Here is a 23,290-nt window from a genome sequence, read left to right as displayed (position 1 = left end):
ATGGCAACGCTTGAAATCCACGACCTGCACGTCTCCGTCGAGGCCGAGAACGGCGCCCGCGAGATCCTCAAGGGCGTCGACCTCACCGTCAAGCAGGGTGAGACGCACGCCATCATGGGTCCGAACGGCTCCGGCAAGTCCACCCTCGCGTACTCGCTCGCCGGTCACCCGAAGTACACCATCACCGGTGGCACCGTGACCCTCGACGGCGAGGACGTCCTGGAGATGTCCGTCGACGAGCGTGCCCGCGCCGGCGTCTTCCTCGCCATGCAGTACCCGGTCGAGGTCCCCGGCGTCTCGGTCTCCAACTTCCTGCGCACCTCGGCCACCGCCATCCGCGGCGAGGCGCCGAAGCTGCGCACCTGGGTGAAGGAGGTCAAGTCCGCGATGGAGCAGCTCCACATGGACCCGGCCTTCGCCGAGCGCAACGTCAACGAGGGCTTCTCCGGCGGTGAGAAGAAGCGCCACGAGATCCTGCAGCTGGAGCTTCTGAAGCCGAAGATCGCGATCCTCGACGAGACCGACTCCGGCCTCGACGTCGACGCGCTGCGCATCGTCTCGGAGGGTGTCAACCGCGTCCGCGAGACCGGTGAGGTCGGCACCCTGCTGATCACCCACTACACGCGCATCCTGCGCTACATCAAGCCCGACTTCGTGCACGTGTTCGCGAACGGCCGCATCGCCGAGTCCGGTGGCGCCGAGCTCGCCGACCAGCTGGAGAACGAGGGTTACGACAAGTACGTGAAGGGTGGCGCGACCGCGTGACACAGCTGCCTGGCCTCCTCGACATCGAGGCGATCCGCAAGGACTTCCCCCTGCTGGATCGTGTGGTCCACGACGGGAAGAAGATCGTTTACCTGGACAACGCGGCTACTTCGCAGAAGCCGCGCCAGGTGCTCGACGCGCTGAACGAGTACTACGAGCAGCACAATGCCAACGTCCACCGTGGCGTGCACGTGCTGGCCGAGGAGGCCACGGCGCTGTACGAGGGTGCTCGCGACAAGGTCGCCGCCTTCATCAACGCGCCGAGCCGCGACGAGGTGATCTTCACCAAGAACGCCTCGGAGTCGCTCAACCTGGTCGCGAACATGCTCGGCTGGGCGGACGAGCCCTACCGGGTCGACCGCGAGACCGAGATCGCCATCACGGAGATGGAGCACCACTCCAACATCGTGCCGTGGCAGCTGCTCTCGCAGCGCACCGGCGCGAAGCTGAAGTGGTTCGGCCTCACCGACGACGGCCGGCTCGACCTGTCCAACATCGAAGAGGTCATCACGGAGAAGACGAAGATCGTCTCCTTCACGCTGGTCTCCAACATCATGGGCACGGTCAACCCGGTCGAGGCGATCGTCCGGCGCGCCCAGGACGTCGGCGCCCTGGTGCTGATCGACGCCTCCCAGGCCGCTCCGCACATGCCGCTGGACGTGCAGGCGCTCGGCGCCGACTTCGTGGCCTTCACCGGCCACAAGATGTGCGGCCCGACCGGCATCGGCGTCCTCTGGGGCCGCCAGGAGCTCCTCGAGGACCTGCCGCCGTTCCTCGGCGGCGGCGAGATGATCGAGACCGTGTCGATGCACGCCTCGACCTACGCCCCGGCGCCCCACAAGTTCGAGGCCGGTACGCCCCCGATCGCCCAGGCCGTCGGCCTCGGCGCGGCCGTGGACTACCTGTCCGCGATCGGCATGGACAAGATCGCCGCGCACGAGCACGCGATCACCGAGTACGCGATCAAGCGCCTCGCCGAGGTGCCCGACCTGCGGATCATCGGCCCCACCACGGCCGAGGACCGCGGCGCCGCGATCTCCTTCGTCCTCGGCGACATCCACCCGCACGACGTCGGCCAGGTGCTGGACGAGCAGGGCATCGCGGTCCGCGTGGGACACCACTGCGCGCGCCCCGTCTGCCTGCGCTACGGAATTCCGGCGACGACGCGAGCGTCTTTCTATCTGTACTCCTCTCCGGCCGAGGTCGACGCGCTGATCGACGGGCTGGAGCACGTACGGAACTTCTTCGGGTGACGACGAGTCGACGACGATGAGGCTGACGAGGACGCTGTGAAGCTGGATTCGATGTACCAGGAACTGATCCTGGACCACTACAAGCACCCGCACGGGCGTGGCCTGCGCGACGGCGACGCCGAGGTGCACCACGTCAACCCGACGTGCGGCGACGAGATCACGTTGCGCGTGAAGTACGACGGCGAGACGCTCACCGACGTCTCGTACGAGGGCCAGGGCTGCTCCATCAGCCAGGCCAGCGCGTCCGTACTCAATGAGCTGCTGGTCGGCAAGGACCTGGCCGAGGCGCAGAAGATCCAGGCCGTGTTCCTGGAGATGATGCAGTCCAAGGGCAAGGTCGAGCCCGACGAGGCCATGGAGGAGGTGCTGGAGGACGCGGTCGCGTTCGTCGGCGTCTCCAAGTACCCGGCTCGCGTGAAGTGTGCTCTGCTGAGTTGGATGGCGTGGAAGGACGCGACCGCCCAGGCTCTGGGCGACGCGGAGAGGAAGACGGCATGACCGAGAACGCGACGCCCGAGGCGTCGATCAAGCCCGCCACCGAGGAAGAGGTCCGCGAGGCCCTCTACGACGTGGTCGACCCCGAGCTGGGCATCGACGTCGTCAATCTGGGCCTGATCTACGGCATCCACATCGACGACGCGAACATCGCCACCCTCGACATGACGCTGACCTCGGCGGCCTGCCCGCTGACGGACGTCATCGAGGACCAGGCGAAGTCGGCGACGGACGGCATCGTCAGCGAACTCCGGATCAACTGGGTCTGGATGCCGCCGTGGGGCCCGGACAAGATCACGGACGACGGTCGTGAGCAGCTCCGCGCGCTCGGCTTCAACGTCTGATCACCGCCTGCGGATGAGGGCCCCCGGCACGGTCGTGCCGGGGGCCCTCTCTGCGTTCCGGCCCCTGCCCTCCCGCTCCGTCCCGCGCATGTCTTCTTGATCCGGAACGCTGTTCTCCGGGTGGACGGACGGCGTGCACCCGGAGTTGTCCACCGTCGCCGAACCTTCTCGACGGCCGTCACGACGTGGCGCCGCATACGAGAGGACCCTCCGTGACCGTTCGTTTCGCCGCCGGGACAGCCGGCGCCGCCGCCCTGCTGATCGTCGGGCTGACCGCGCCCGCACAGGCCGTGACGTACGGGACGCCGACGATCGCCCTGTCCGCGTCCTACTTGTCCGGGGCCGTCGGGGCCGTCGGGGACCCGGTCGTGAACGTCACCGTCGGCCAGAGCGGGGCCGATGCCTCCGCCCTGACGGTCAGCGCCTCGGCGTCGAGCAAGGCCTCGGTGGCCGGGACCGGCGACGTCACCGTCACCGGCGCCGGGGCGGTGCGGCAGCTGGCCGTCTCCGCGCGCGGCCGCGGCTACACCAACCTCACCGTCAAGGTGACCGGGCTGGGCGGCAAGACCGCCACCAAGACCCTCTCCTACGCCGCCTCGGCCGCGGTGCAGAACCCGGCCGACGCGCGCTACTTCACCGGTTCCGCGGACGCCTCGGCCGCCGTGGACGTGGGCGGCGGGTACGCGGTGGTGGCGGACGACGAGTCCAACGTGCTGCGCCTGTACGACCGGTCCCGCTCGGGCGCGCCCGTGAAGACCTGGGACTTCAGCTCGCAGCTCGGGGTCAGCAAGGAGGTGGACATCGAGGGGGCGACCCGGATCGGCGACACCATCTACTGGACGGGCTCGCTCGGCAACAACAAGGACGGCGAGTACAAGGCGCCCCGGAACACGGTGTTCACCACCACGGTGAGCGGGTCCGGCACGGGCACGCAGCTGGCGTACGGGCGCTCGTACAAGAAGCTCCGCGAGGACCTGGTCGCCTGGGACGAGGCGAACGGCAACCGCTACGGCTTCGCGGCGGGCACCGCGGACGGCGAGGCGCCCAAGCAGATCGACGGCTTCAACGTCGAGGGCCTGGAGTTCGCGCCCGGCTCCACGACCACCGCCTACCTGGGCTTCCGGGCCCCCCTGGCACCGGCCGTGCCGGGCGGCAGGGCGCTGATCGTGCCCGTCACCAACTTCGACAAGGTCCTGGCGAACGGGTCCAAGGCCGTCTTCGGGGCGGGCATCGAGCTGGACCTCGGCGGGCTGGCCGTCCGGGACCTGCGCAAGAACGCGGCCGGGCAGTACCTGATCCTGGCCGGCTCGTGGGCCGCCGACGACAACTCCGACCCGTACGCGCTCTACCAGTGGGACGGCGTCGCCGGGCACTCCCCGGTCAAGCGGGCCGACCTGCCGACCACCGACCCCGGCGGCTGGGAGGCCGTCGTGGAGGTCCCGGACCTGACGGCCGCGGGCGCCCGGGTGCAGCTGGTCACCGACAGCGGGTCCGCGGACCTCTACGGCGACGGCACCGAGGCCAAGGACCTGACGCACGCCGAGTGGAAGAAGGCGCGGGCGGCCTGGTTCACGCTGAACCCGTGATCAGGGGCTCCGCCGTGAGGGACCCGGAGAGGTGCTCACGGCGGAGCCGCCGGTCGGCGTAGAGCAGGCCGGCGGTCAGCTGGGGGAAGGCCGGCAGCAGGGCCGGCGCGAGCAGCACGCCGAGGGCGCCGAACCAGTACTGGAGGGCGTACGCGGCCCCCAGCGCCGACGCGCCCGCCGGAGCGGTGACGCACAGGGTCCGCCACCAGGCGCCGCGCACCAGGCGGGCCGAGCGGCGCAGGGCCGCCACGGGGCCGAGCCCCTCGTACCCGGCGGCCGTGGGCGCCAGGGCGAAGAGGACGGCGAGCCACAGGGCGACCGGGGCCAGGGGGAGCAGCGCGAGCGGCGGCAGCCCGGCGGCGAAGGCGGCGGCCCCCGGCCCGACGGCGGCGAGCAGGGACAGCAGCCGGGCGCCGAGCACCGCGGGCGTCCGGGGCAGGGCGGCCCGCAACAGCTCGCGCACGGCGACGCGGCGCCCGAGCACGGCCGGCCGGAGCAGGGCCGCGGCCAGGGCGCCGGAGAGGGCCCAGCCGAACAGCAGGAACAGGGCGAAGGCCGGGACGAGGGCGTAGACGAAGGCCCGGCTGCCGGCGGTGCGGGTCAGGGAGGCGAGGGTGGCCGCCCCGGCGACCGCGGCGACCAGCAGCAGACCGCCGAGCTGGCCGAGGAGCAGGGCGCCGAGCAACCGGCCGCCGTAGCGGCGCAGGGTGACGAGGGCGCCGCCGAGGATCTCCCCCGGTGTGAGGGGGCGCAGCGGTATCACGCCGGGCCGGGGAGAGCGCGGGGGCAGCCAGCCGCCGCCCTGATGGGTCCAATGCTGCGCCATGCGCGGGCCGCCCCTTCGTCTCCCCAGGAGGCGGACAGGGTAGCGCCGCGGGCCGCAGGAGTCCCGGGTCGTGCGGCGGGTCGCTTTATGTACAGGTGTACGCATCGATGTGTACCCTTGTACACATGCCCTACGTACTGCTTGCCGCGGCCATCGCCGCCGAGGTCGCCGGAACCACCGCCATGAAGTACAGCGACGGTTTCACCAAGCTGTGGCCCTCGCTGGGCACCCTGCTGGGGTACGTCATCGCCTTCACCCTGCTCGCGCAGACGCTCAAGTCGATGTCGGTCGGAACGGCCTACGCGATATGGGCGGGCGTCGGCACCGCCGCCATCGCCGCCATCGGCATGGTGTTCATGGGGGAGGCGGCCACCGCCGCGAAGATCGCCGGGATCGTCCTGGTGATCGGCGGGGTGGTCCTGCTGAACCTCGGCGGAGCGCACTGATGTCCCCCGGCGTGCGGCGCTACGACCCGGACCGGCGGCAGCGGATCATCGACGCGGCGATCCGGGTGGTGGGGGCCAAGGGCATCGCGGGGCTGAGCCACCGCAGCGCGGCCGCGGAGGCCGACGTACCGCTCGGGTCGACCACGTACCACTTCAAGACGCTGGACGACCTGCTGGTCGCGGCGCTGCGCCAGTCCAACGAGAGCTTCGCGCGGGCGCTGGCGGACTCGGCGGCGCTGGCCGACCCGGACACGGACCTCGCCCGGGCCCTGGCCCGGCTGCTGGGGGAGTTCCTGGCGGCGGACCGGAGCCGGGTCGAGCTGGAGTACGAGCTCTACCTCGCGGCCCTGCGCCGCCCGGCGCTGCGGCCGGTGGCGTCGGAGTGGTGCGCGTCCATGTCCGCCGCGCTCGCCCTGCGGACGGATCCGGTGACGGCGCGGGCGCTGGTGGCCGTCATGGACGGCATCGGCCTCCAGGTCCTGCTGACGGACGCCCCGTACGACGAGCCGTACGCCCGCGAGGTCCTGGGACGGGTGCTCCGCGGCGCCTAGGCCGTGCCGACCCGTGGCCGTGCCGACCCGTGGCCCGGCTATCGCGCGGAGCGGACCGTCGTCAGCGCCGTGGCCACGCTCGCCTCGATGTCCCGGATCGGGTAGATCACCTCGCGGACCGTGCGGTCGCGGTCCACGACCAGGGTGAGCCGCTTGATCCGGGTCACCCCCGCCGCACGGAACGTCGGCAGCCGCAGCGCCGCCGTCAGCGCCAGGTCCGCGTCCGAGAGCAGCGGGAACCGCAGCCGCTCGTGCTCCGCGAACTCCCGCTGCTCGTCCGGGCGCTGGGCCGACACCCCGTGCACGGTGGCGCCGGCCGCGGTGAACTCCGCGAGCTGGTCGCGGTACGTGCACGACTCGAACGTGCAGCCCTTGGCGCCGGGGATGCCGGCCCAGCCCGGCGGGTAGGCCTCGGCGCGCGCGTACGCGCCCGGGAAGCAGTACAGGACCGTGAACGGGGTGTCCGCCACCGGGTCGCTCAGCCCGCCGAAACGGTCCGGCAGCAGCAGCTCCGGCACCCGCGTGCCGCGCAGCGCGTGCACCCGTTCCGCCTCCCGCGAGGCCTCGTCGGTCGTCGCCGTCATCTCTCCCTCTCCCAGGACCCAGGTGTCTCCCCAGTCCTGGAGGGCCACCAGGACCGGCAGCAGCCCCCGCCCGCGCGGGGTCAGCCGGTACTCGTACCGCACCGGTCGTTCCTGGTACGGCTCGCGCGTCAGCACCCCGGCCTCGACGAGCATCTTCAGCCGCTCCGTCAGCACCTTGCGGGACATCCCCAGCTCGCGCTGGAGCTCGTCGAAGCGGTGCAGGCCGCGCGCGGTGTCGCGCACGATCAGCAGCGTCCACCAGTCGCCCACCACGTCGAGGGCCTGGGCGATGGCGCAGTCCGCGTCGCCGAGGTGTGTGCGCTGGGCCATGGGAGCTCCTTTGTCCGTTGACCCGAGGTTGTCATGCTGACATAGTCAGTTCCCAAAAGGAACTAACTCGGGGGCGGGACGTGCTGCAAGGCTTCAAAGAGGTACCGAGAGCGATCTGGATGCTCTCGCCCGGCGTGTTCGTCAACGCCGTGTCCAGCTTCACCTTCGTCTTCGTCTTCGTGTACCTGACCGGCCCGCGCGGACTCTCCGTCACCGAGGCCGGCCTCGTCACCGGAGTCGGCGGCATCGGCCTGATCGCGGGCAACTTCACCGGCGGCGGGTACGGAGACCGCTACGGCCACCGCCGCGTCCTGCTCATCGCCTCGTTCCTCGCCGGCGCCGGCCTCGTCCTCCTGCCGGCGCTGCCCACCGGCGCGCTGCTCGCCGTCCTGCCACTGGCCCAGTACGCCCTCGGGGCGATCCGCTCCGCCAACGCCGCGCTCGTCGCCGTGCTCGTCCCGGAGGGGGCGCGCCGCCAGGCCTTCGCCGTCGTCCGCTGCGTCTCCAACGGCGGCTTCACCCTCGGCCCGCCGCTGGGCGCACTGATCGCGACCGGCCTCTCCTACGACTGGCTCTTCGTCGCCGACGGCGTCGGCATCCTCTTCTTCGCGCTGTGGACCGCCCGGGTCGTCCCGGCACGCAGCGCGGACCGCACCCCCGCCGCGGCCCCGGACGGGGGTCTGGGCCGCGGCGCATGGGGGGAGCTCCGGGCCAGGCCCGCGGTCCTCGTCCTGCTGGGCGCGATCCTGGTGGTCGACGTCATCTACCGCCAGCAGTACTCGACCTTCCCCGTCTACCTCGCCGACCACGGCCTCGACACCGGCGCCTACGGGCTGATCATCGCCCTCAACGGCGCCGTCATCCTCGTCCTGGAACTGCCGGCAGCCGTCGCCCTGCGCGCCCGCCCGCCGCTGCGCGTCGTCGGCACAGGGCTCCTGCTCGTGGGCGCCGGGTACGGGGCGCTGCTGCTCGGGACCGGGATCGCGGCGGCCGTCGCCATGATGGTGCTGCTGAGCCTCGGCGAGATCCTCTACAAGACCCCCGCCACGGCCTACGTCGCCGACCAGGCGCCCCCGCACGCCATCGGGCTCTACCAGAGCCTGTACGCCGGGGTCTCGGCCAGCGGCGTCGTACTCGGCCCGCCGCTGGGCGGAGCGCTGTACTCCGCCGCGCCCGGGCTGCTGTGGCCGCTGTGCGTGGTGCTGGCGGCGGGGGCCGGCGGGGCGGTCCTGTGGGCCCACGCCAGGCAGCGGCGACACGCGGTCCGACCGGCACATGAGACCGGTTCGCAACCTCATGCCGTCGCCGGTTAGGTTTCGGGCATGACTGCTACGCGTACCACCGGCGCCGTCGCCGCCGGACTTGCCACCCTCACCGCCGACGGCACCGTCCTCGACACCTGGTTCCCCGCCCCCGAGCTGACCGCCGAGCCCGGCCCGGCCGGCACCGAGCGCCTCACCGCCGAGCAGGCCGTGGAGCTCCTCGGCGCCGCCGCGGCCAAGGCGATCCGCACGGACGCGGTCCGCGGCGTCGAGGTCGTAGCCGTCCGCACGGTGATCGCCTCCCTGGAGGACAAGCCGCTGGACGCGCACGACGCGTACCTGCGCCTGCACCTGCTCAGCCACCGCCTGGTCAAGCCGCACGGCCAGAACCTCGACGGCGTCTTCGGCCTGCTGGCCAACGTCGCGTGGACCTCGCTGGGTCCGGTCGCGATCGACCAGGTCGAGACCGTCCGCCTCAACGCGCGCGCCGAGGGCCTGCACCTCCAGGTGACCTCGATCGACAAGTTCCCGCGGATGACCGACTACGTCGCCCCCAAGGGCGTGCGCATCGCCGACGCGGACCGCGTCCGCCTCGGCGCGCACCTCGCCGAGGGCACCACCGTCATGCACGAGGGCTTCGTCAACTTCAACGCGGGCACCCTCGGCACCTCCATGGTCGAGGGCCGCATCTCCGCGGGCGTCGTGGTCGGCGACGGCTCCGACATCGGCGGCGGCGCCTCCACCATGGGCACCCTCTCGGGCGGCGGCAAGCAGATCATCTCGATCGGCGAGCGCACCCTGATCGGCGCCGAGGCCGGCGTCGGCATCGCGCTGGGCGACGAGTGCGTCGTGGAAGCCGGCCTGTACGTGACGGCGGGCACCCGCGTCACCCTGCCGGACGGCCAGATCGTCAAGGCCCTGGAGCTCTCCGGCGCCAGCAACATCCTCTTCCGCCGCAACTCGGTCACCGGCGCCGTCGAGGCCCGCCCGTACAAGGCGGCCTGGGGCGGCCTGAACGAGGTCCTGCACAGCCACAACTGACGTACCCCCGCACCCGCCTGCGACTGAGCGCCCTTCCGTGGACCGGGAGGGCGCTCGGCGTACGTGCCGGGTGTGGACGAGTCCGGCGTCAGTGCAGGGGGATCGTGCGGATCAGGCCGGCGAAGGCCTGCTGTTCCGCCTCGGTCAGCTCCACCGTCTCCATCGGGTGCCCGGCGGAGCCGCGCTGGGCCGGGATCATCGGCAGACCCTCGGGGGCGGCCGGCTCCGGCAGGTGGAAGCGGCTGTCCCACAGCATGTGGCCGAGGCCGACGACCCAGACGATCACGGCCACGAGCAGCACGGCGAGGCCGATTTCCTGGGCGAGGGAGATGGAGGGGAACACGCGGATCCTCCAGGGAGGCGGGCAGTACAAGCCGGACAAGATCGGGCGTGCAGACACTCAACACCACAAGCGGTGGAATCGGTAGGGATGTGTCGAGCGTCACGCCAGGGCCGAAAGTCCCCCATCTTGCCCGGGAAGCGCCCGTTACGGCTTCAGCTGCAGCTTGAAGCCCTCGTGGCTGCGTGCGAAGCCCAGCCGCTCGTAGAAGCGGTGGGCGTCGGTGCGCCGGTTGCTGCTCGTCAGCTGGACCAGGCCGCAGCCGCGCTCGCGGGCCCGCTCGACGGCCAGGCGCATCAGTTCCGCGCCGAGTCCCGCGCCCCGCCGGTCCGCGCGGACCCGTACGGCCTCCACCACGGCCCGCTCCTGGCCGTTCTGGCCCAGGCCCGGTATGTACGTCAGCTGGAGGCACCCGAGGACGACCTCGCCCGTCTCGCCCGCCCCATCCGTCCGGTCCGCCCCGTCCGTGAGGACCAGCATCTCGTTGCGGGCGTCCGCCTCGATGGCGGCGAAGGCCCGCTCGTGCGCCTCGCCGACCACGATCGAGGCCGGGTCGAGGACCTGGTCCTCGTCGGCGAGCAGGGCGAGTACGGCGGGCAGGTCCCGGCGCGTGGCGTTGCGGAAGGTCATGGCCGGATTGTGGCAGGGGGTCCGGCCGTGACGGCGGCCGGACCCCCTGCGGCTCGTGGGAGCGGGGTGTTACGGGCGGAAGCGCAGCACCTGCGGGTCGTGGTCGCTGTTCTGCGCCGCGAACTCCGCGTTGATGTGCACGCTGTCGTACGTGAACTTCTTGATCGCCGGGCTGGTCAGGATCTGGTCCAGCACCTGCGCGTTGCCCTGGTAGACGTACGAGTAGCGCTCCGCCTTCGGCAGCGACTTGATCGCCGGGTACAGCGCCCCGCCGTCCGCGAGCGCGTCCGTCGTCGCCGAGAACTCGAAGTCGTTGATGTCACCGAGGACCAGGACGTTCGCGTTCTTGTCCGCCGCCAGGATCTCCTTGACGAAGCCGTTCACGGCCTGCGCCTGCAGGAGCCGCTTGGCCTCCGAGGAACGGACCGGCGGCTGGTGGTGCGAGGTCAGGCCCTCGTCGCCGCCCTTGGAGCCGAAGTGGTTGGCGATCACGAAGACGGTCTTGCCGCGGAAGACGAACTCGCCCGCGAGCGGCTTGCGGCTGTCCGCCCACGCCGGGTTCGCGGGGTCGACGCGGCCGGGGGAGTGGGTCAGGGCGGCCTTGCCGTTCTCCTTGACCACGCCGGTCGCCGTCACCGCGTCGCCCGGGGCGCGCTCGGTGAAGGAGACCCGCGCCGGGTTGAAGAGGAAGACCTGGCGGATGTTGCCGCCGGGCTCGCCGCCGTCCTTCTTGTCCTCCGGGTTGACGGTCCGCCACTGGTAGGCCGGGCCGCCCGCCGCCGTGATCGCCGCGGTGAACTTCGTCAGCGTCTGCTCGGCGGAGACGGTGCCGTCGTTCTTGGCGCCGTTGTCGTCCTGGATCTCCTCCAGGGCGAGGACGTCGGGGGAGGCGAGGTTCTCGACGACCGCCTTCGCCAGCGCGTCGAACTTCTCCTGCGGGTCGGTCGGGTCGAGGTTCTCCACGTTGTACGTGGCCACCGCGAGCTCCTGCTCGACCTGCGGCTTGGTCTTCTCGGGGGCGAGGGTGCCCGCCTTGACCGTGCCGAGGGTGCGGGCCACCAGCGTGTAGCCGCCGAACTGGTTGAAGTCCAGCGGGCCCTCGGTGGTGCCGGTCAGCTTGTCGCCGACGTTGGCCACCGGGAAGGGCTGCTGCGCGAGGGGCGCGAGCTGCTGGATCTGGAGGCGGCCGGTGTTCTGGGACTCGTAGGAGCCGTAGATCGTGCCACCGCGCTTGGCGGTGTTCTCCCAGCCCTTCACCGTGACCCACAGCTCCGAGTACGGGTCGGTGGCGCCGACCACGCGGGAGGTGCCGATCTTGACGTTCATGCCCTCCAGGGACTCGTAGTAGTCCAGGGCGTAGCGCGCGGGCTCCAGGGTCAGGCCGTTGATGCTGCCGGCGGCGGCCGGGTCGCCCGCCGGGGCGTACTCGGCGGGCACCGAGTACTCGTTGATCGCGGTGGCCTCGGGCAGCGCGTTGCCGGAGGAGACCACGGTCACCGTCGGCTTGGAGATCTGGGTCACCGACTGGTTGCCGGAGGTCAGGCCGCCGGGGACGTACTCGCCGACGGTGCCGGAGACCTTGACCGCGTCGCCCACGGCGACGGTCGGGGCGGAGCTGGTGAAGACGAACACGCCCTCGCTGGTGGCGTCGTTGTCGTCGGCGTCCGGGTCCTGGATCCAGAAGCCGCGCGAGCCGTACGTCCGCACGCCCGTCACGATGCCCTCGACGTCGGTGACCTGCTTGCCGTTCAGCGGGGATATGCGGGTGGTGCCCTGGATGTCGTGGATGCGTATCGGATCGGCGGACACGGCGCCTTCGGCCGCGTCGGCGGAGCCCGCGAGCAGGCCGGTGGCCAGTGCGGTGGCGACGAGGGCCGCGACGGCGGCGGAACGGGGATGCGAGGAGCGCATGGGCAGGAACTCCGGTGTGGGAGAGGGAAGGAGGGGCGCGGCAGCGGGGTCGCAGCGAGATCTGCGGGAGGCGTGCCGCTCCCGATACATCTACGCGCGTCAATTTCCTGTGTGGCCAGCAAAGTTGTCAAGCCCTCCAGGGAATACGACAGCTGACTGTGGGATGAACCAAAGGTGATGGCCCGCCGGATGGTCCCGAAATGCGTCTACGCTGGGGCGCCGAACGACGGCCACCGCTGTCATCTGCGCCACATCTGCCCTGCGCCGCCCTGCCTGTCATGTCGGCCATGTCGCCGATGTCCGCGCGCACATGACGGACCAACCGGCCGTTTCGACCCGCCCGCCCGGCTGCGCGCCCGGCCCCACCGCGTCCGCGAGGAGAACAGCACCATGTCCGCAGAGTCGCACCCCACGCTGCCGCCGGTACGGCTGCACTCCGACGCGGAACTGGCCCGCGACGCCCTCGTCGCCCCGCTGTTCGCGCGCGCCGTACGCCTCGCCCGCTGGGCCGGACCCGGAACGCGCGTCGACATCGGCGGCGAACTCGTCGCGGACCAGCTGCCCGAGGCCGTCGCGGTGCTCGGCCTCGACGCCGCCGACGAGGACTCCGCCGGGTACGCGGGGCAGGCCTGGCGGGTGGCCGTGGACACCGGCCTGGTCGATGTGACGGAGCCGGAGGAGGACGCCGGACAGGGTGACGGCCCCGGGAAGGGCGACGGCGCCGGGCAGGGCGGCGAGGAGGCGTTCGGCACGGCCGCGCCCGGCGAGGACCTGGCACTGGTGACGAGCGGCGCCCCCGGCGACGTGCTCGACCTCTGGCTGGCGGCCCTGGACACCGTGCTCGCCGACGCGGCGGTGCCCGACCTGGACGGCCTCGTCGACGCGCTGGACGCGGGCGGCGAGATCGACTTCGACCAGCTGGACTGGAACCCGGGCCGCGAGGCGGACTTCCTCGACGGGGTCCTCGCCAACCTCTACCTGCTCACCGTCACCGAGGGCGGGGCGGCGGACCGTCCGGTTCCGCTGCCGGTGCTCGCCGCGTCGATGGTCGTGCCCGACGGCATGGGCGAGCCCACCGACGCCGTGCTGGAGCAGGTCTCGGACGCGATGATGCGCCTCGACGACCAGTTCAGGCAGCTGGAGCCGATCGGGCTGGTCGAGTTCCGGCCCGTCGACGAGGAGCTGATGGCGGAGGCCGACGGACCCCTGGAGCCGGAGACCGCGGGCGCCGCGGACGAAGAGGACGTCTCCCGCTACGGCATGGTCCGCCTCACCCCGCTCGGCCTGTACGGGATCCGGGCCCGGATGCTGGAGGCCGGGGTCGAGGCCCCCGCCGTCGGCGAACTGGCCGACAAGGGCGCCGACGCACTGCTCGACGCGGTCTCCTTCTACCCCGAGAACGCCGCCCAGGCCGAGATCGAACAGTGGCTGGCAGGCCGCGAACTGCCCGCCGCGGTCGCCGAACTGCTGGCCGCCGCGCGCGGTGACGACGAGGGCGGCCCGCTGCGCCGGCTCCGGTGCCAGCAGGCCCTGGCGCCGGCCGGGCCCGAGGCCGAGCCGGCGGTCCGGGCGGTGCTGGACGACGCGGAGCTCGGCGGGCTCGCCCGGGTCTGGCTGGCGGAGCGCGGGGTGGCCGACGTACCGGCGCCGGACCCGGAGATGGTGTTCTGGCTGACGGTCGACACGATCGCGGCGCAGCTGGCCGCCGACGGGGAGACGGAGGAGCTGCCGCTCCTGATGGAGACCCTGACCGCGCATCACGCGGGATTCTTCGAGCAGGTGTGGCGGGTGGAGCACCCGGCGACGGCGTACGTCCTGGAGGCGATGGGCCGGCTGCACCCGGACAAGAAGGCGGCGAAGGAGGCCCGCAAGGCCGCGTTCAAGGCGCGCTCCCGCCGCCCCTGAGCCGGGCGGCCGGTGGGGCGGCCGGCGGAGTGGCGGGTGGGGCGGCTGGTCGGGTGGCTGGTCCGGTGGCGACAATGCGCCGTTCCTGGGGCCGGAGTTGGCCATTCCGACCACCGGCAAGGGGACTGATCCTCTTCGTGGGTAGTTCAGCCGCCGTTCACGTGCGGGCGAGAGCGTGTGCGCCGACGACCGCACGACAGGCGCACCACCTCCCCATCCCAGGAGACCCGATGCCGCTCAGCCGTAGAGACTTCACCGCCCGTACCGTCATCGCCGGCGCGGGCGTGGCCCTCACCGGGACGGTCGGCGCACTCGCCACCGCCCCGGGAGCGCTGGCGGCCGACGACAGCACCCACCGCGACGAGCACGGGCGGCCCTGCGAGCCCGGCTACGGCCCGCTCGTCCCCGACCCGGCCGGCATCCTCGCCCTCCCCGCCGGGTTCAAGTACCGCGTGATCACGCACAGCGGGGTCACCACGCTGGAATCGGGCGAGAGCACCCCGTCCAACCACGACGGGACCGCCGCCTTCGAGGGCCACCGGGGAGTCACCCTCCTCGTCAACAACCACGAGCTCAAGGGCCCCCGTTCGGGCTGGACCCACCCCGTCCCGCTCACCGAGGGCCTGGTCTACGACCCGGCCGCGGCCGGCGGCTGCACGGTCGTCGAGGTCCGGCGCGGCGGCGAGGTCGCCGAATGGGTGGGCATCGCCGGTACGTCCACCAACTGCGCGGGCGGCTCCACCCCCTGGGACACCTGGCTGACCTGCGAGGAGAACTCGGACCTCGCCGGCAAGAACGGCATGACCAAGGACCACGGCTACGTCTTCGAGGTCGACCCGCACGACCGCCGCGCCAACCGCGACCCGCGCCCGATCAAGGCGTTCGGGCGGTACGACCACGAGGCCGTGGTCATCGATCCGCGCCAGGGCCACGCCTACCTGACCGAGGACGCCTCCGGCCCCAACGGGCTGCTCTATCGCTGGACCCCGCCCCGCGGCTTCCACCACGGGCGCGGCAGGCTCCGTACGCTCGCGGCCGACGCCGGCGTGCTCCAGGCCGCCAAGTGCATCGACAGTTCGGGACGGTTCGTCGACGACTTCTCGCGCGCGACGCGGATCGGCACCGTCTACGGGGTCGACTGGGTGGACGTCACGGACCGCGACGCCCGCACCGTGCCGGTGCGCAAGCAGTTCGCGGACGGGGTGGTGACGCGCGGGCGCAAGCTGGAGGGCATGTGGTGGGCCGACGGAGGCGCGTACTTCGTCTCCTCCTACGCCCGTGAGGAGAGCCCGGGCGCGGCCCACGACGGCCAGGTCTGGTTCTACGACCCGAAGCGGCGCACGGTCCGGCTCACGGTCCTCATCGGGGTCAACGCCGACCCGTCGGTGGACGGCGGCTACGACGGCCCCGACAACATCACCGTGTCCCCGTACGGCGGCCTGGTCATCGCGGAGGACGGCTCGGGGCTGCAGCACCTGTTCGGCGCGACCGAGTCGGGCCGCACCTACCCGCTGGCGCGCAACGAGCTGAACGCCGGGTCGGCCGAGGAGCCGGAGTACTCCGAGTTCACCGGGGTCTGCTTCTCCCCGGACGGGCGCACGCTGTTCGCCAACATCCAGAGCCCGGGGATCATGCTGGCCATCACCGGGCCGTGGCGGCGCGGCCACTGACGCGGACGGGGCGCGGCGGGCCCGTGCGCACGGGGTGCGGGCGGGCACGGGCGCGCGGACGGGCGTGGGCGGCCGGCCGCCCACGCTCACGGGCCTGCGGAAACCTCCGCACGCGAGGCCTCGGCCCACTCGGAGAGCAGGAACTCATACGCCTCCGAGGGCCACTCGCCGTCCACCCGGGTTTCGACGAGGTGCCGTATCGCCTCGTTCGCCTCGGCGGCGGACGGGCGGGCGGGCCCCGCGGGTGTGAGTGTCTCGTGCATGGTTTCAAGGCTACGGGCGGACACTGACAGCCACTTACGGATTACGCGTGGCATCCATCACCCGGGATGCGCCGCCGTGGCTGCCGGTGCCCGCCCACCTGCTCAGAGTGCCTGTGCGGCGGGCTTGACCATGCCGCGCACTGTGCGCGACTTCACAAACTCGCCCATGGCCGTCATCTCCCACTCCCCGCTGAACTGCTTGATCAGCTTGGCCATCATCACGCCGGTCTGCGGCTCGGCGGTGGTCAGGTCGAAGCGCACCAGCTCCTCGCCGCTCGCCGCGTCGATCAGGCGGCAGTAGGCCTTCGCCACCTCGGTGAACTTCTGGCCGGAGAAGGAGTTGACCGTGAAGACCAGGCCGGTGGCCTCGGCGGGGAGCCGGCCGAGGTCCACGACGATCACCTCGTCGTCGCCGGCGCCCTCACCGGTGAGGTTGTCCCCCGAGTGCTTGACGGAGCCGCCGAGGATGGACAGCTTGCCGAAGTAGCAGCTGTCGATGTGGTTGCGCTGGGGGCCGTACGCGATGACGGAGGCGTCGAGGTCGATGTCCCGGCCGCCGAAGGCGGGCTCCCAGCCCAGGCCCATCTTGACCTGGGAGAGCAGCGGGCGGCCGCCCTTGACCAGGGAGACGGTCTGGTTCTTCTGGAGGCTGACCCGGCCCTTGTCGAGGTTGATCTTCCCCGCGCCGGCCGGAGCGGCCGGGGGTGCGGCGGGGGCCGCCGCCGGGACCGGTGCGGCCGGGGTGGGCGCCGTGGGGGTGGTGGCGCCGCCGAGCCAGGGGGAGGGCGGGTAGGAGACCGGCGGGGCGGGCGGGGCGGGGGGCGCCGGGGCGACGGGCGGGGCGACGGCGGTGGCCGCGGGAGCCGGCTCCTCGTCCACGGAGACGCCGAAGTCGGTGGCGATGCCGGCGAGGCCGTTCGCGTACCCCTGGCCGACCGCGCGCACCTTCCACGCGCCGCCGCGCAGGTAGATCTCCACGACGACGAGCGCGGTCTCGGAGCCCAGCTGCGGCGGGGTGAAGGAGGCGATCACCGCTCCGCCGTCGGCGCCCCGCACGGTGGCCGTGGGCTCGATGCCCTGGAAGGTCTGCCCGGCGGCGTCGGGGCTGGCCGTGACCACGATCCGCTCGATGCCCGGCGGCACCGCGCCGGTGTCCACGGTGATCGAGTCCGGCGCCGCACCCCCGCCGGACCGGTAGCTGACACCGGGGCCGGAGGGCTGGTTGAAGAAGATGAAGTCGGCGTCGGAGCGCACCTTGCCGTCGGCCGTCAGGAGCAGGGCCGATACGTCGAGCCGCACCGGCGCAGCCACGTCCACCGTCACACGGACGGCATTGAGCGGCAGGTTGGAACCAGGGGTCATAGCGGTCATGCCCGGAGAACGACCGGAGGGGCTTTGCCGTTCCCTTACCCTCGGGCGAGATTTCAGCGCCGGTAGCGGGGGCGCGGCCCTGTCCCGGCCGGGGGGTGCGGCCTCCGTCGAGGCGCGGCCCGTACCGGCCGGGTGCGGCCCCGTACCGGCCGGGGTGCCGGCTCCGCTCAGCCGCCGGTGACCCGGCGCGGCAGCCCCAGCGGGTTCGCCTCGCGCAGCTCCGCCGGAAGGAGCGCGTCCGGCACCGACTGGTAGGCCACCGGCCGCAGCCAGCGTTCGATCGCGGTCCCGCCCACCGAGGTGGAGTGCGAGGTCGCCGCCGGGTACGGGCCGCCGTGGTGCTGGGCCGGGGCCACCGCCACCCCGGTCGGCCAGCCGTTGACCACGATCCGCCCCGCCAGCCCCGTGACCTGCCCGATCAGCTCGGTGGCCGGGCCCGGTGCGCCCTGCGTCTCGGCGGCCGACAGCTGGAGCGTGGCGCTCAGGTTCCCGGGGAGCCGGCCGAGGACCGCGCCCGCCTCGCCCTGGTCGGCGTACCGCACGACGACGGTGACCGGGCCGAAGCACTCCTCCAGGAGGAGGTCGTACGCCCCGCCGCCGAGCAGGTCCCCGGCGGCCACGGTCAGGTAGCCCGCGCCGACGGTGTGCTCCCCGCCGGAGCCCGGGGTGACGGGCGCGTCGACGCCGGGCAGCCCGGCCCGCTCGCGCACCCCGGAGATGAAGTTCTCGCGCATCCGGTGGTCGAGCAGCACCCCGGGTTCGGTCTCGCCGAGCGCCTTGGTGAGCGCGCCGGTGAGACGGTCGCCCGCAACCCCCTCGGGGACCAGCACCAGCCCGGGCTTCACGCAGAACTGGCCGACGCCGAGGGTGACCGAGCCCGCGAGTCCGGCGCCGATCTCCTCGGCGCGCTCGGCGGCCGCGGCCGGGGTGACCACGACGGGGTTGAGGGAGCCCAGTTCGCCGTGGAAGGGGATCGGTACGGGCCGGGCGGCGGCCGCGTCGAACAGCGCCCGCCCGCCGCGGACGGAGCCGGTGAATCCGGCGGCGGCCACGAGCGGATGGCGGATCAGCTCCAGGCCGGCGTCGAACCCGTGGACCACGCTCACCACTTCGGCCGGGAGTCCGACGGCGGCCGCCGCCCGGCGCAGCAGCGAGGCGCACAGCTCGGAGGTGGCCGGGTGGTCGGGGTGCGCCTTGACGACCACCGGGCAGCCGGCGGCCAGCGCGCTCGCGGTGTCCCCGCCGGGGACGGAGAAGGCGAGCGGGAAGTTGGAGGCGGCGTAGACCGCGACCACGCCGAGCGGCACCTTGTAGCGGCGCAGTTCGGGGCGGGGCGGGCTGAGGGAGGGGTCGGCGCGGTCGATCCGGACGTCGAGGTAGGCGCCCTCGTCCACGGCGTCGGCGAAGGCGCGCAGCTGGCCGGTGGTGCGGGCCAGTTCGCCGGTGAGCCGGCCCGGGCCGAGCGCGGTCTCGGCGTCGGCGGCCTCGATGACGTGGGCGGCGGCCTCGTCGAGCAGCGCGGCGGCGGCGCGCAGGAAGGCGGCGCGGACGGTGGCGTCGGCGAGCGCGCCGCGGGCCGCGTGGGCCGCCCGTACGGCTTCGTCCACCTCCTGGGACGTGGCCTCCACCGCAACCTGCTCGCGCTGCTTCCCGGTGCGGGGGTCCACACTCCAGACTGGTGTCGTTGTCATGGCCCACTGCCTCCTGGATCGTTCAGTATTCTGAACGCGGTTCCGGTGGATGAATGATCACATCTGCTGCGGACTCTATTTCCGCGTCCTCCGCGTGACAAGAGGCGACCAGAGGGGAAGCAGGCGTATGACGACGACCGAGTCGGGGATCCCGGTTGCGGCGGCGCCGGTCAAATCGGCGGTACGGACGGTCCTGCTGCTGGAGCACTTCGCGGCCCGGCCCGGACTGCACAGCCTGGCCGACATCCAGCACGACCTCTCCCTGCCGAAGTCCAGCCTCTACATGCTGCTGCGCACGCTGGTGAACCTGGGGTGGGTGGAGACCGACGCGACGGGCACCCGGTACGGCATCGGCGTACGGGCCCTGTTGGTCGGCAGTTCGTACATCGACGGCGACGAGGTGGTCGCGGCGGCCAGGCCCACCCTGGACCGGCTCTCCGACGACACGACGGAGACCATCCACCTGGCGCGGATGGACGGGACGAGCGTGGTGTACCTCGCCACCCGGCAGTCGCAGCACTACCTGCGGCCCTTCACGCGGGTCGGGCGGCGGCTGCCCGTGCACTCGACGGCGCTCGGCAAGGCGCTGCTGGCCACGCACACGGACGACGAGGTGCGCGCCCTGCTGCCGAAGCGGCTGGAGGCGGTCACCGAGCACACCATCACCGACCGCGAGCGGCTCGTCGAGGAGTTGGCGCTGGTGCGGGAGCAGGGGTACGCGCTGGACCGGGAGGAGAACACGCTCGGGCTGCGCTGCTTCGGGGTGGCCGTCCCGTACCGGACGCCGGCCCGGGACGCGGTGAGCTGCTCGGTGCCGGTGGCCCGGCTGACGGCGGCGCACGAACAGGTCATCAAGGCGGCGCTGTTCGAGGCACGGGACCGGCTGTCGGTGGTGACGCGCCGGATGTGAGTGGGGCGGCGGAGTGTGTGCTTCCTCCCCCGGGTGGGGGAGACGGTTCCCCTTTGAGGGGGAGGCGGTGGGGGCGGTCGGCGCGGGAACGTTGGGTCATGAGCACACGAGCCGTGAGGACGGCGTACGCGACGAGGCCGACGGCCCCCGCCCGGGGGGCCGGGCGGCGGATCCTGGGGGCGGTGGCCATCGCGGCCACCGTGCCCTACCTGGCACTGAAGACCGCCTGGCTGGCCGGGAGCCGGATCGGGATACCGGACGGCAGCGTGCTGCTGGAGCCCGGGCCGTTCTTCACCGCCGCCAATGCCGTCACGATGGTCATGGACGCGAGCGTCGTCCTGCTCGTCCTGGTGCTCACCAGGCCCTGGGGCATACGGGTGCCCGCCTGGCTGCCTGCCGTCCCGGTCTTCGTGGCGACGGGACTGCTGACCCCGATCGTCATCGCGTTCCCGGGCCAACTTCTCATACGGGCGCTCGGCTTCGGGGCGGACCCCGCCGTGGTGGCCGCCCGCGAGCCGTTCCTGGACCCCTGGGTGTTCAACGTGGTCTACGGCGGCTTCATGGTCCAAGGACTCGCCCTGGCCGGGCTGTTCGTGCCCTATGCGCGAGAGCGCTGGCGCCGGCGGTGGCAGGGCGTGACGGGGGTGCGGCTGCCGTCGTCCACGGGGGTGGTGGCGGCAGCCGCAGCCGCGGCCGGCCTGGCGGTCGCGGCGGTGTACGCGTACTGGGCCTTCGGCGGCACGGCCGGGCTGGGAACAGAGCAGGCGGCCGCGCACTCCGCGGAGACGGGCGTCGTGGCGGTGGTCCACATGACGTGCGCGCTCGCCGCCGGAGCGGGGGCGATGCTGCTGGCGCGTGGCAGGGGGCTCCGGGCGCGGTGGCCGCTCGCTCTCGCCTGGGTGGGCTCGTCTGCGGCCCTGTGCTGGGGGACCTGGGTGCTGCTCGCTTCGCTGGGACCGCAGCTGGACGGTGGTGAAGGACCTTCTTCCGCAGCCCTGTTGGCCTACGCTAGCCAGATGATCACCGGATCGCTCGCCGCCGTCGTCGTCAGCCGGTTCCTCATATCCCGCCGCGAAGGATGACGCGGGGCGCCCTGAGCCGGCTGCTGGGGGCACGGGCCCGGCTGCGCTGGGTGCACCTGATCCTCGGCGGGGCGCTGCTGATGCCGTACTTCCTGCTCACCCAGGTGGGGGTGGGGATCGTGGCCGGCGGGGTCAATGCCCTCAGTTCCCTCCCACTGACGCTCGCGGCTTATACGGCGGCCCTGCCGCTGGTCGCGGTGACCGCCGTCTTCGGACTGGTCCGGCCGTTGTCCGTGGCGGCTGTTCGGGCCATGTGCGGGGTGCCGGGGGAGCGGCTGGCCGAAGGGCCGGCGCGGTCCTGGGCGGCGCGGGGCCGGACCTCGGCGTGGTGGACTCTGCACCTCGGGCTCGGCGCGCTGATCAGTGGGATGACCCTCGCGGTGCCGCCCATGGCGGTGGTGCTGATCACGCTGCCGCTCGTGAGCGGACTGCGGAGGGCCGAGCTCGGACTGGGCTGGTTCAGCACCGGGGCCGATCCGTACGTGGCCCCCCTGTTCGGGATCGGCCTGCTGGGCGGGCTCGTCCTGTGCGCCGCGGGGGCCGGGGCGCTGGTGGCCAGGATGGCGCCCGTACTGCTCGGGCCGACGGCGGCGGACCGGCTGGCCGCAGCCGAGGAGCGGGCCGCCGACCTGGCGGTGCGCAACCGGCTGGCCCGGGAGCTGCACGACGCGGTCGGGCACGCGCTGAGCGCCGTCACCCTCCAGGCGGTCGCCGCCCGGCGGATGCTGGAGCGGGACCCCGGTTTCGTACGGGAGGCGCTGGCCGCGATCGAGGACACCACCCGGCGGACGGTGGGCGAGCTGGACGCCGTACTGGGCCTGCTGCGGGACGGGGACCCGGCCCGGCCGGACGCCACGCCCGCGCCGACCCTGGCCGTCGACCTCGACGGGCTGCTGGCCCGTACCCGGGCGGCCGGCGCCACCGTCACCGCGCACCAGGACCCCGGCCCCGTGGGGGACTGGGCAGGGCTTCCGGCCATCGCCTCCCGCGAGGCGTACCGGATCGTCCAGGAGGGCCTCAGCAACGCCCTCCGTCACGGCACCGGCCCGGTGGACGTGAGGATCCGGGTACGGGCCGGCCACGAGAACGGACATCGCGAACTGGAGATCACCATGACCAATGCGCCCGCCGCCCCCGGCGAACGGGAACCCCGCACCACCGGGGGCCGCGGACTGCGCGGCTCTGCGGAACGGGCCGCACTGCTCGGCGGCAGCGTCGAGGCCGGACCGTACGAGGACCGGTGGCGGCTGCGGGCCGTCCTCCCGCTCGCCGGAGGCGGCCGATGAACGTGCCGACGCCGCCCACCCCGCCGGGGCGTCCGCGGCTGCGCATCGTGCTCTGTGACGACGAGCGGATGGTCCGCACCGCGTTGCGGGTCATCCTGGAGGCCGAGCCCGACCTGCAGGTCGTCGGCGAGGCCGCCACCGGCGCCGAAGCGGTCCCGCTGGTCCGCTCGCTCGCCCCGGACGTGGTGCTGATGGACGTCCGGATGCCCGAGATAGACGGGATCCGGGCCACCGAGCAGATCCTCGCCACCATGGCCGAGCCGCCCCGGATCGTGGTCGTCACCACCTTCGAGAACGACGCCCACGTCTACGACGCGCTGCGCGCGGGAGCCGCGGGCTTCCTCCTCAAGCGGGCCGACCCCGACGAGCTGATCGGCGCGGTCCGGCTCGTCGCCCGCGGCGACTCGCTGCTCTTCCCCGCCGCGGTGCGCTCCCTCGCGGCCGCCCACACGGCCGGCGGCGCCCCGGCCGCCACCGCCCCCTGGGTGGCCCGGCTCACCGACCGCGAGGCCGACGTACTGCGCCTGATGGCCACCGGGCTGTCCAACCACGAGATGAGCGAGCGCCTCGGCGTCGGACCGCAGACGGTCAAGACACACGTCGCGTCGGTCCTCACCAAAACCGGCTCCCGCGACCGCACCCAGGCGGTCATCGCGGCCTACGAGGGGGGCTTCATCATGAAGAAAAGCTGAGAACCCCGCCACAATCGGGGCAGAGCGGAACGGCTGGGGCCACTGAGACGTCCTTC

The 23,290-nt window shown here is 72.8% G+C and carries 23 protein-coding genes; 15 read left to right on the top strand and 8 right to left on the bottom strand.

Annotated features, from left to right (window positions below; genetic code table 11):
* The 5 genes from sufC to AB0D29_RS12560 all read left to right on the top strand — a co-directional run bounded on the left by sufC (position 1) and on the right by AB0D29_RS12560 (position 4,443).
* Positions 1 to 765 carry a Fe-S cluster assembly ATPase SufC gene (gene sufC / locus AB0D29_RS12580; RefSeq protein WP_362853740.1) on the top strand — a complete coding sequence of 255 codons (765 nt, stop codon included), beginning with the start codon at positions 1 to 3 and terminating at the stop codon, positions 763 to 765.
* On the top strand, positions 762 to 2,018 hold the full coding sequence (locus AB0D29_RS12575; protein WP_189973804.1) for a cysteine desulfurase: 1,257 nt from the start codon (positions 762 to 764) through the stop codon (positions 2,016 to 2,018). Before sufC ends, AB0D29_RS12575 begins: the two co-directional genes overlap by 4 nt.
* A 36-nt stretch (positions 2,019 to 2,054) precedes the next feature.
* Complete coding sequence (gene sufU, locus AB0D29_RS12570) at positions 2,055 to 2,516, top strand: Fe-S cluster assembly sulfur transfer protein SufU (RefSeq protein WP_362853738.1); 462 nt, start codon at positions 2,055 to 2,057, stop codon at positions 2,514 to 2,516.
* Entirely contained in the window at positions 2,513 to 2,857 is a 345-nt protein-coding gene (locus AB0D29_RS12565) for a metal-sulfur cluster assembly factor (protein ID WP_030009139.1), read from the top strand. Before sufU ends, AB0D29_RS12565 begins: the two co-directional genes overlap by 4 nt.
* Positions 2,858 to 3,111: 254 nt before the next feature.
* Positions 3,112 to 4,443 (top strand): hypothetical protein, encoded by a 1,332-nt coding sequence (locus AB0D29_RS12560; RefSeq protein WP_362854023.1) that lies wholly within the window; start codon positions 3,112 to 3,114, stop codon positions 4,441 to 4,443.
* On the opposite strand, the gene AB0D29_RS12555 is transcribed toward AB0D29_RS12560, so the two are convergent.
* A complete protein-coding gene (locus AB0D29_RS12555; RefSeq protein ID WP_362853736.1) occupies positions 4,427 to 5,269 on the bottom strand; it encodes a hypothetical protein in 843 nt (280 codons plus the stop codon). The genes AB0D29_RS12560 and AB0D29_RS12555 overlap by 17 nt on opposite strands.
* Positions 5,270 to 5,394: 125 nt before the next feature.
* Between AB0D29_RS12555 and AB0D29_RS12550 the strand changes: the two genes are divergently transcribed.
* Together AB0D29_RS12550 and AB0D29_RS12545 are read left to right on the top strand one after the other, a co-directional pair.
* Positions 5,395 to 5,715 carry a multidrug efflux SMR transporter gene (locus AB0D29_RS12550; protein WP_362853734.1) on the top strand — a complete coding sequence of 107 codons (321 nt, stop codon included), beginning with the start codon at positions 5,395 to 5,397 and terminating at the stop codon, positions 5,713 to 5,715.
* Positions 5,715 to 6,266 carry a TetR family transcriptional regulator gene (locus AB0D29_RS12545; RefSeq protein ID WP_362853733.1) on the top strand — a complete coding sequence of 184 codons (552 nt, stop codon included), beginning with the start codon at positions 5,715 to 5,717 and terminating at the stop codon, positions 6,264 to 6,266. The genes AB0D29_RS12550 and AB0D29_RS12545 overlap by 1 nt, the downstream gene beginning before the upstream one ends.
* Before the next feature lie 38 nt (positions 6,267 to 6,304).
* Here the strand turns inward: AB0D29_RS12545 and AB0D29_RS12540 are convergent, their stop codons facing one another.
* The gene (locus AB0D29_RS12540) at positions 6,305 to 7,180 is read right to left on the bottom strand and encodes a winged helix-turn-helix transcriptional regulator (protein ID WP_362853731.1); all 876 of its coding nucleotides are present in this window, start codon (positions 7,178 to 7,180) and stop codon (positions 6,305 to 6,307) included.
* 83 nt (positions 7,181 to 7,263) lie between these two features.
* On the opposite strand from AB0D29_RS12540, the gene AB0D29_RS12535 reads away from it, so the two are divergent.
* On the top strand, positions 7,264 to 8,493 hold the full coding sequence (locus tag AB0D29_RS12535) for an MFS transporter (protein ID WP_362854022.1): 1,230 nt from the start codon (positions 7,264 to 7,266) through the stop codon (positions 8,491 to 8,493).
* Positions 8,494 to 8,502: 9 nt separating this feature from the next.
* Entirely contained in the window at positions 8,503 to 9,483 is a 981-nt protein-coding gene (gene dapD / locus AB0D29_RS12530; RefSeq protein ID WP_362853729.1) for a 2,3,4,5-tetrahydropyridine-2,6-dicarboxylate N-succinyltransferase, read from the top strand.
* Positions 9,484 to 9,571: 88 nt separating this feature from the next.
* Here the strand turns inward: dapD and AB0D29_RS12525 are convergent, their stop codons facing one another.
* From AB0D29_RS12525 to AB0D29_RS12515, 3 genes are all read right to left on the bottom strand, one after another.
* On the bottom strand, positions 9,572 to 9,826 hold the full coding sequence (locus AB0D29_RS12525; RefSeq protein ID WP_362853727.1) for a hypothetical protein: 255 nt from the start codon (positions 9,824 to 9,826) through the stop codon (positions 9,572 to 9,574).
* Between the two features lie 144 nt (positions 9,827 to 9,970).
* A complete protein-coding gene (locus tag AB0D29_RS12520; RefSeq protein ID WP_362853725.1) occupies positions 9,971 to 10,453 on the bottom strand; it encodes a GNAT family N-acetyltransferase in 483 nt (160 codons plus the stop codon).
* A 69-nt stretch (positions 10,454 to 10,522) separates the two neighbouring features.
* On the bottom strand, positions 10,523 to 12,364 hold the full coding sequence (locus tag AB0D29_RS12515; RefSeq protein ID WP_362853724.1) for an endonuclease/exonuclease/phosphatase family protein: 1,842 nt from the start codon (positions 12,362 to 12,364) through the stop codon (positions 10,523 to 10,525).
* A 390-nt stretch (positions 12,365 to 12,754) separates the two neighbouring features.
* On the opposite strand from AB0D29_RS12515, the gene AB0D29_RS12510 reads away from it, so the two are divergent.
* Entirely contained in the window at positions 12,755 to 14,269 is a 1,515-nt protein-coding gene (locus AB0D29_RS12510; RefSeq protein ID WP_362853722.1) for a hypothetical protein, read from the top strand.
* 230 nt (positions 14,270 to 14,499) lie between these two features.
* Complete coding sequence (locus AB0D29_RS12505; protein ID WP_362853720.1) at positions 14,500 to 15,939, top strand: alkaline phosphatase PhoX; 1,440 nt, start codon at positions 14,500 to 14,502, stop codon at positions 15,937 to 15,939.
* A gap of 86 nt (positions 15,940 to 16,025) precedes the next feature.
* Here the strand turns inward: AB0D29_RS12505 and AB0D29_RS12500 are convergent, their stop codons facing one another.
* The 3 genes from AB0D29_RS12500 to AB0D29_RS12490 form a co-directional block, all read right to left on the bottom strand.
* Entirely contained in the window at positions 16,026 to 16,202 is a 177-nt protein-coding gene (locus tag AB0D29_RS12500) for a hypothetical protein (RefSeq protein WP_199808021.1), read from the bottom strand.
* 102 nt (positions 16,203 to 16,304) lie between these two features.
* Positions 16,305 to 17,573: a TerD family protein gene (locus AB0D29_RS12495; protein ID WP_362853718.1), complete on the bottom strand. Its 1,269-nt coding sequence runs from the start codon at positions 17,571 to 17,573 to the stop codon at positions 16,305 to 16,307.
* A gap of 167 nt (positions 17,574 to 17,740) precedes the next feature.
* Positions 17,741 to 19,264, bottom strand: a complete 1,524-nt coding sequence (locus AB0D29_RS12490) for an aldehyde dehydrogenase (NADP(+)) (protein WP_362853716.1) — start codon at positions 19,262 to 19,264, stop codon at positions 17,741 to 17,743.
* A gap of 127 nt (positions 19,265 to 19,391) precedes the next feature.
* On the opposite strand from AB0D29_RS12490, the gene AB0D29_RS12485 reads away from it, so the two are divergent.
* The 4 genes from AB0D29_RS12485 to AB0D29_RS12470 all read left to right on the top strand — a co-directional run bounded on the left by AB0D29_RS12485 (position 19,392) and on the right by AB0D29_RS12470 (position 23,234).
* On the top strand, positions 19,392 to 20,174 hold the full coding sequence (locus tag AB0D29_RS12485) for an IclR family transcriptional regulator (protein WP_362853714.1): 783 nt from the start codon (positions 19,392 to 19,394) through the stop codon (positions 20,172 to 20,174).
* A 98-nt stretch (positions 20,175 to 20,272) separates the two neighbouring features.
* Positions 20,273 to 21,256: a hypothetical protein gene (locus tag AB0D29_RS12480; protein WP_362853712.1), complete on the top strand. Its 984-nt coding sequence runs from the start codon at positions 20,273 to 20,275 to the stop codon at positions 21,254 to 21,256.
* Positions 21,253 to 22,542 (top strand): histidine kinase, encoded by a 1,290-nt coding sequence (locus AB0D29_RS12475; protein WP_362853710.1) that lies wholly within the window; start codon positions 21,253 to 21,255, stop codon positions 22,540 to 22,542. Before AB0D29_RS12480 ends, AB0D29_RS12475 begins: the two co-directional genes overlap by 4 nt.
* Complete coding sequence (locus tag AB0D29_RS12470) at positions 22,539 to 23,234, top strand: response regulator transcription factor (RefSeq protein ID WP_362853708.1); 696 nt, start codon at positions 22,539 to 22,541, stop codon at positions 23,232 to 23,234. Before AB0D29_RS12475 ends, AB0D29_RS12470 begins: the two co-directional genes overlap by 4 nt.
* The last annotated feature ends 56 nt before the right edge of the window (positions 23,235 to 23,290 follow it).

The sequence above is a fragment of the Streptomyces sp. NPDC048424 genome, from assembly GCF_040651555.1.
Classification (GTDB): domain Bacteria; phylum Actinomycetota; class Actinomycetes; order Streptomycetales; family Streptomycetaceae; genus Streptomyces.
This window is presented reverse-complemented; position numbering and strand designations above follow the sequence as displayed.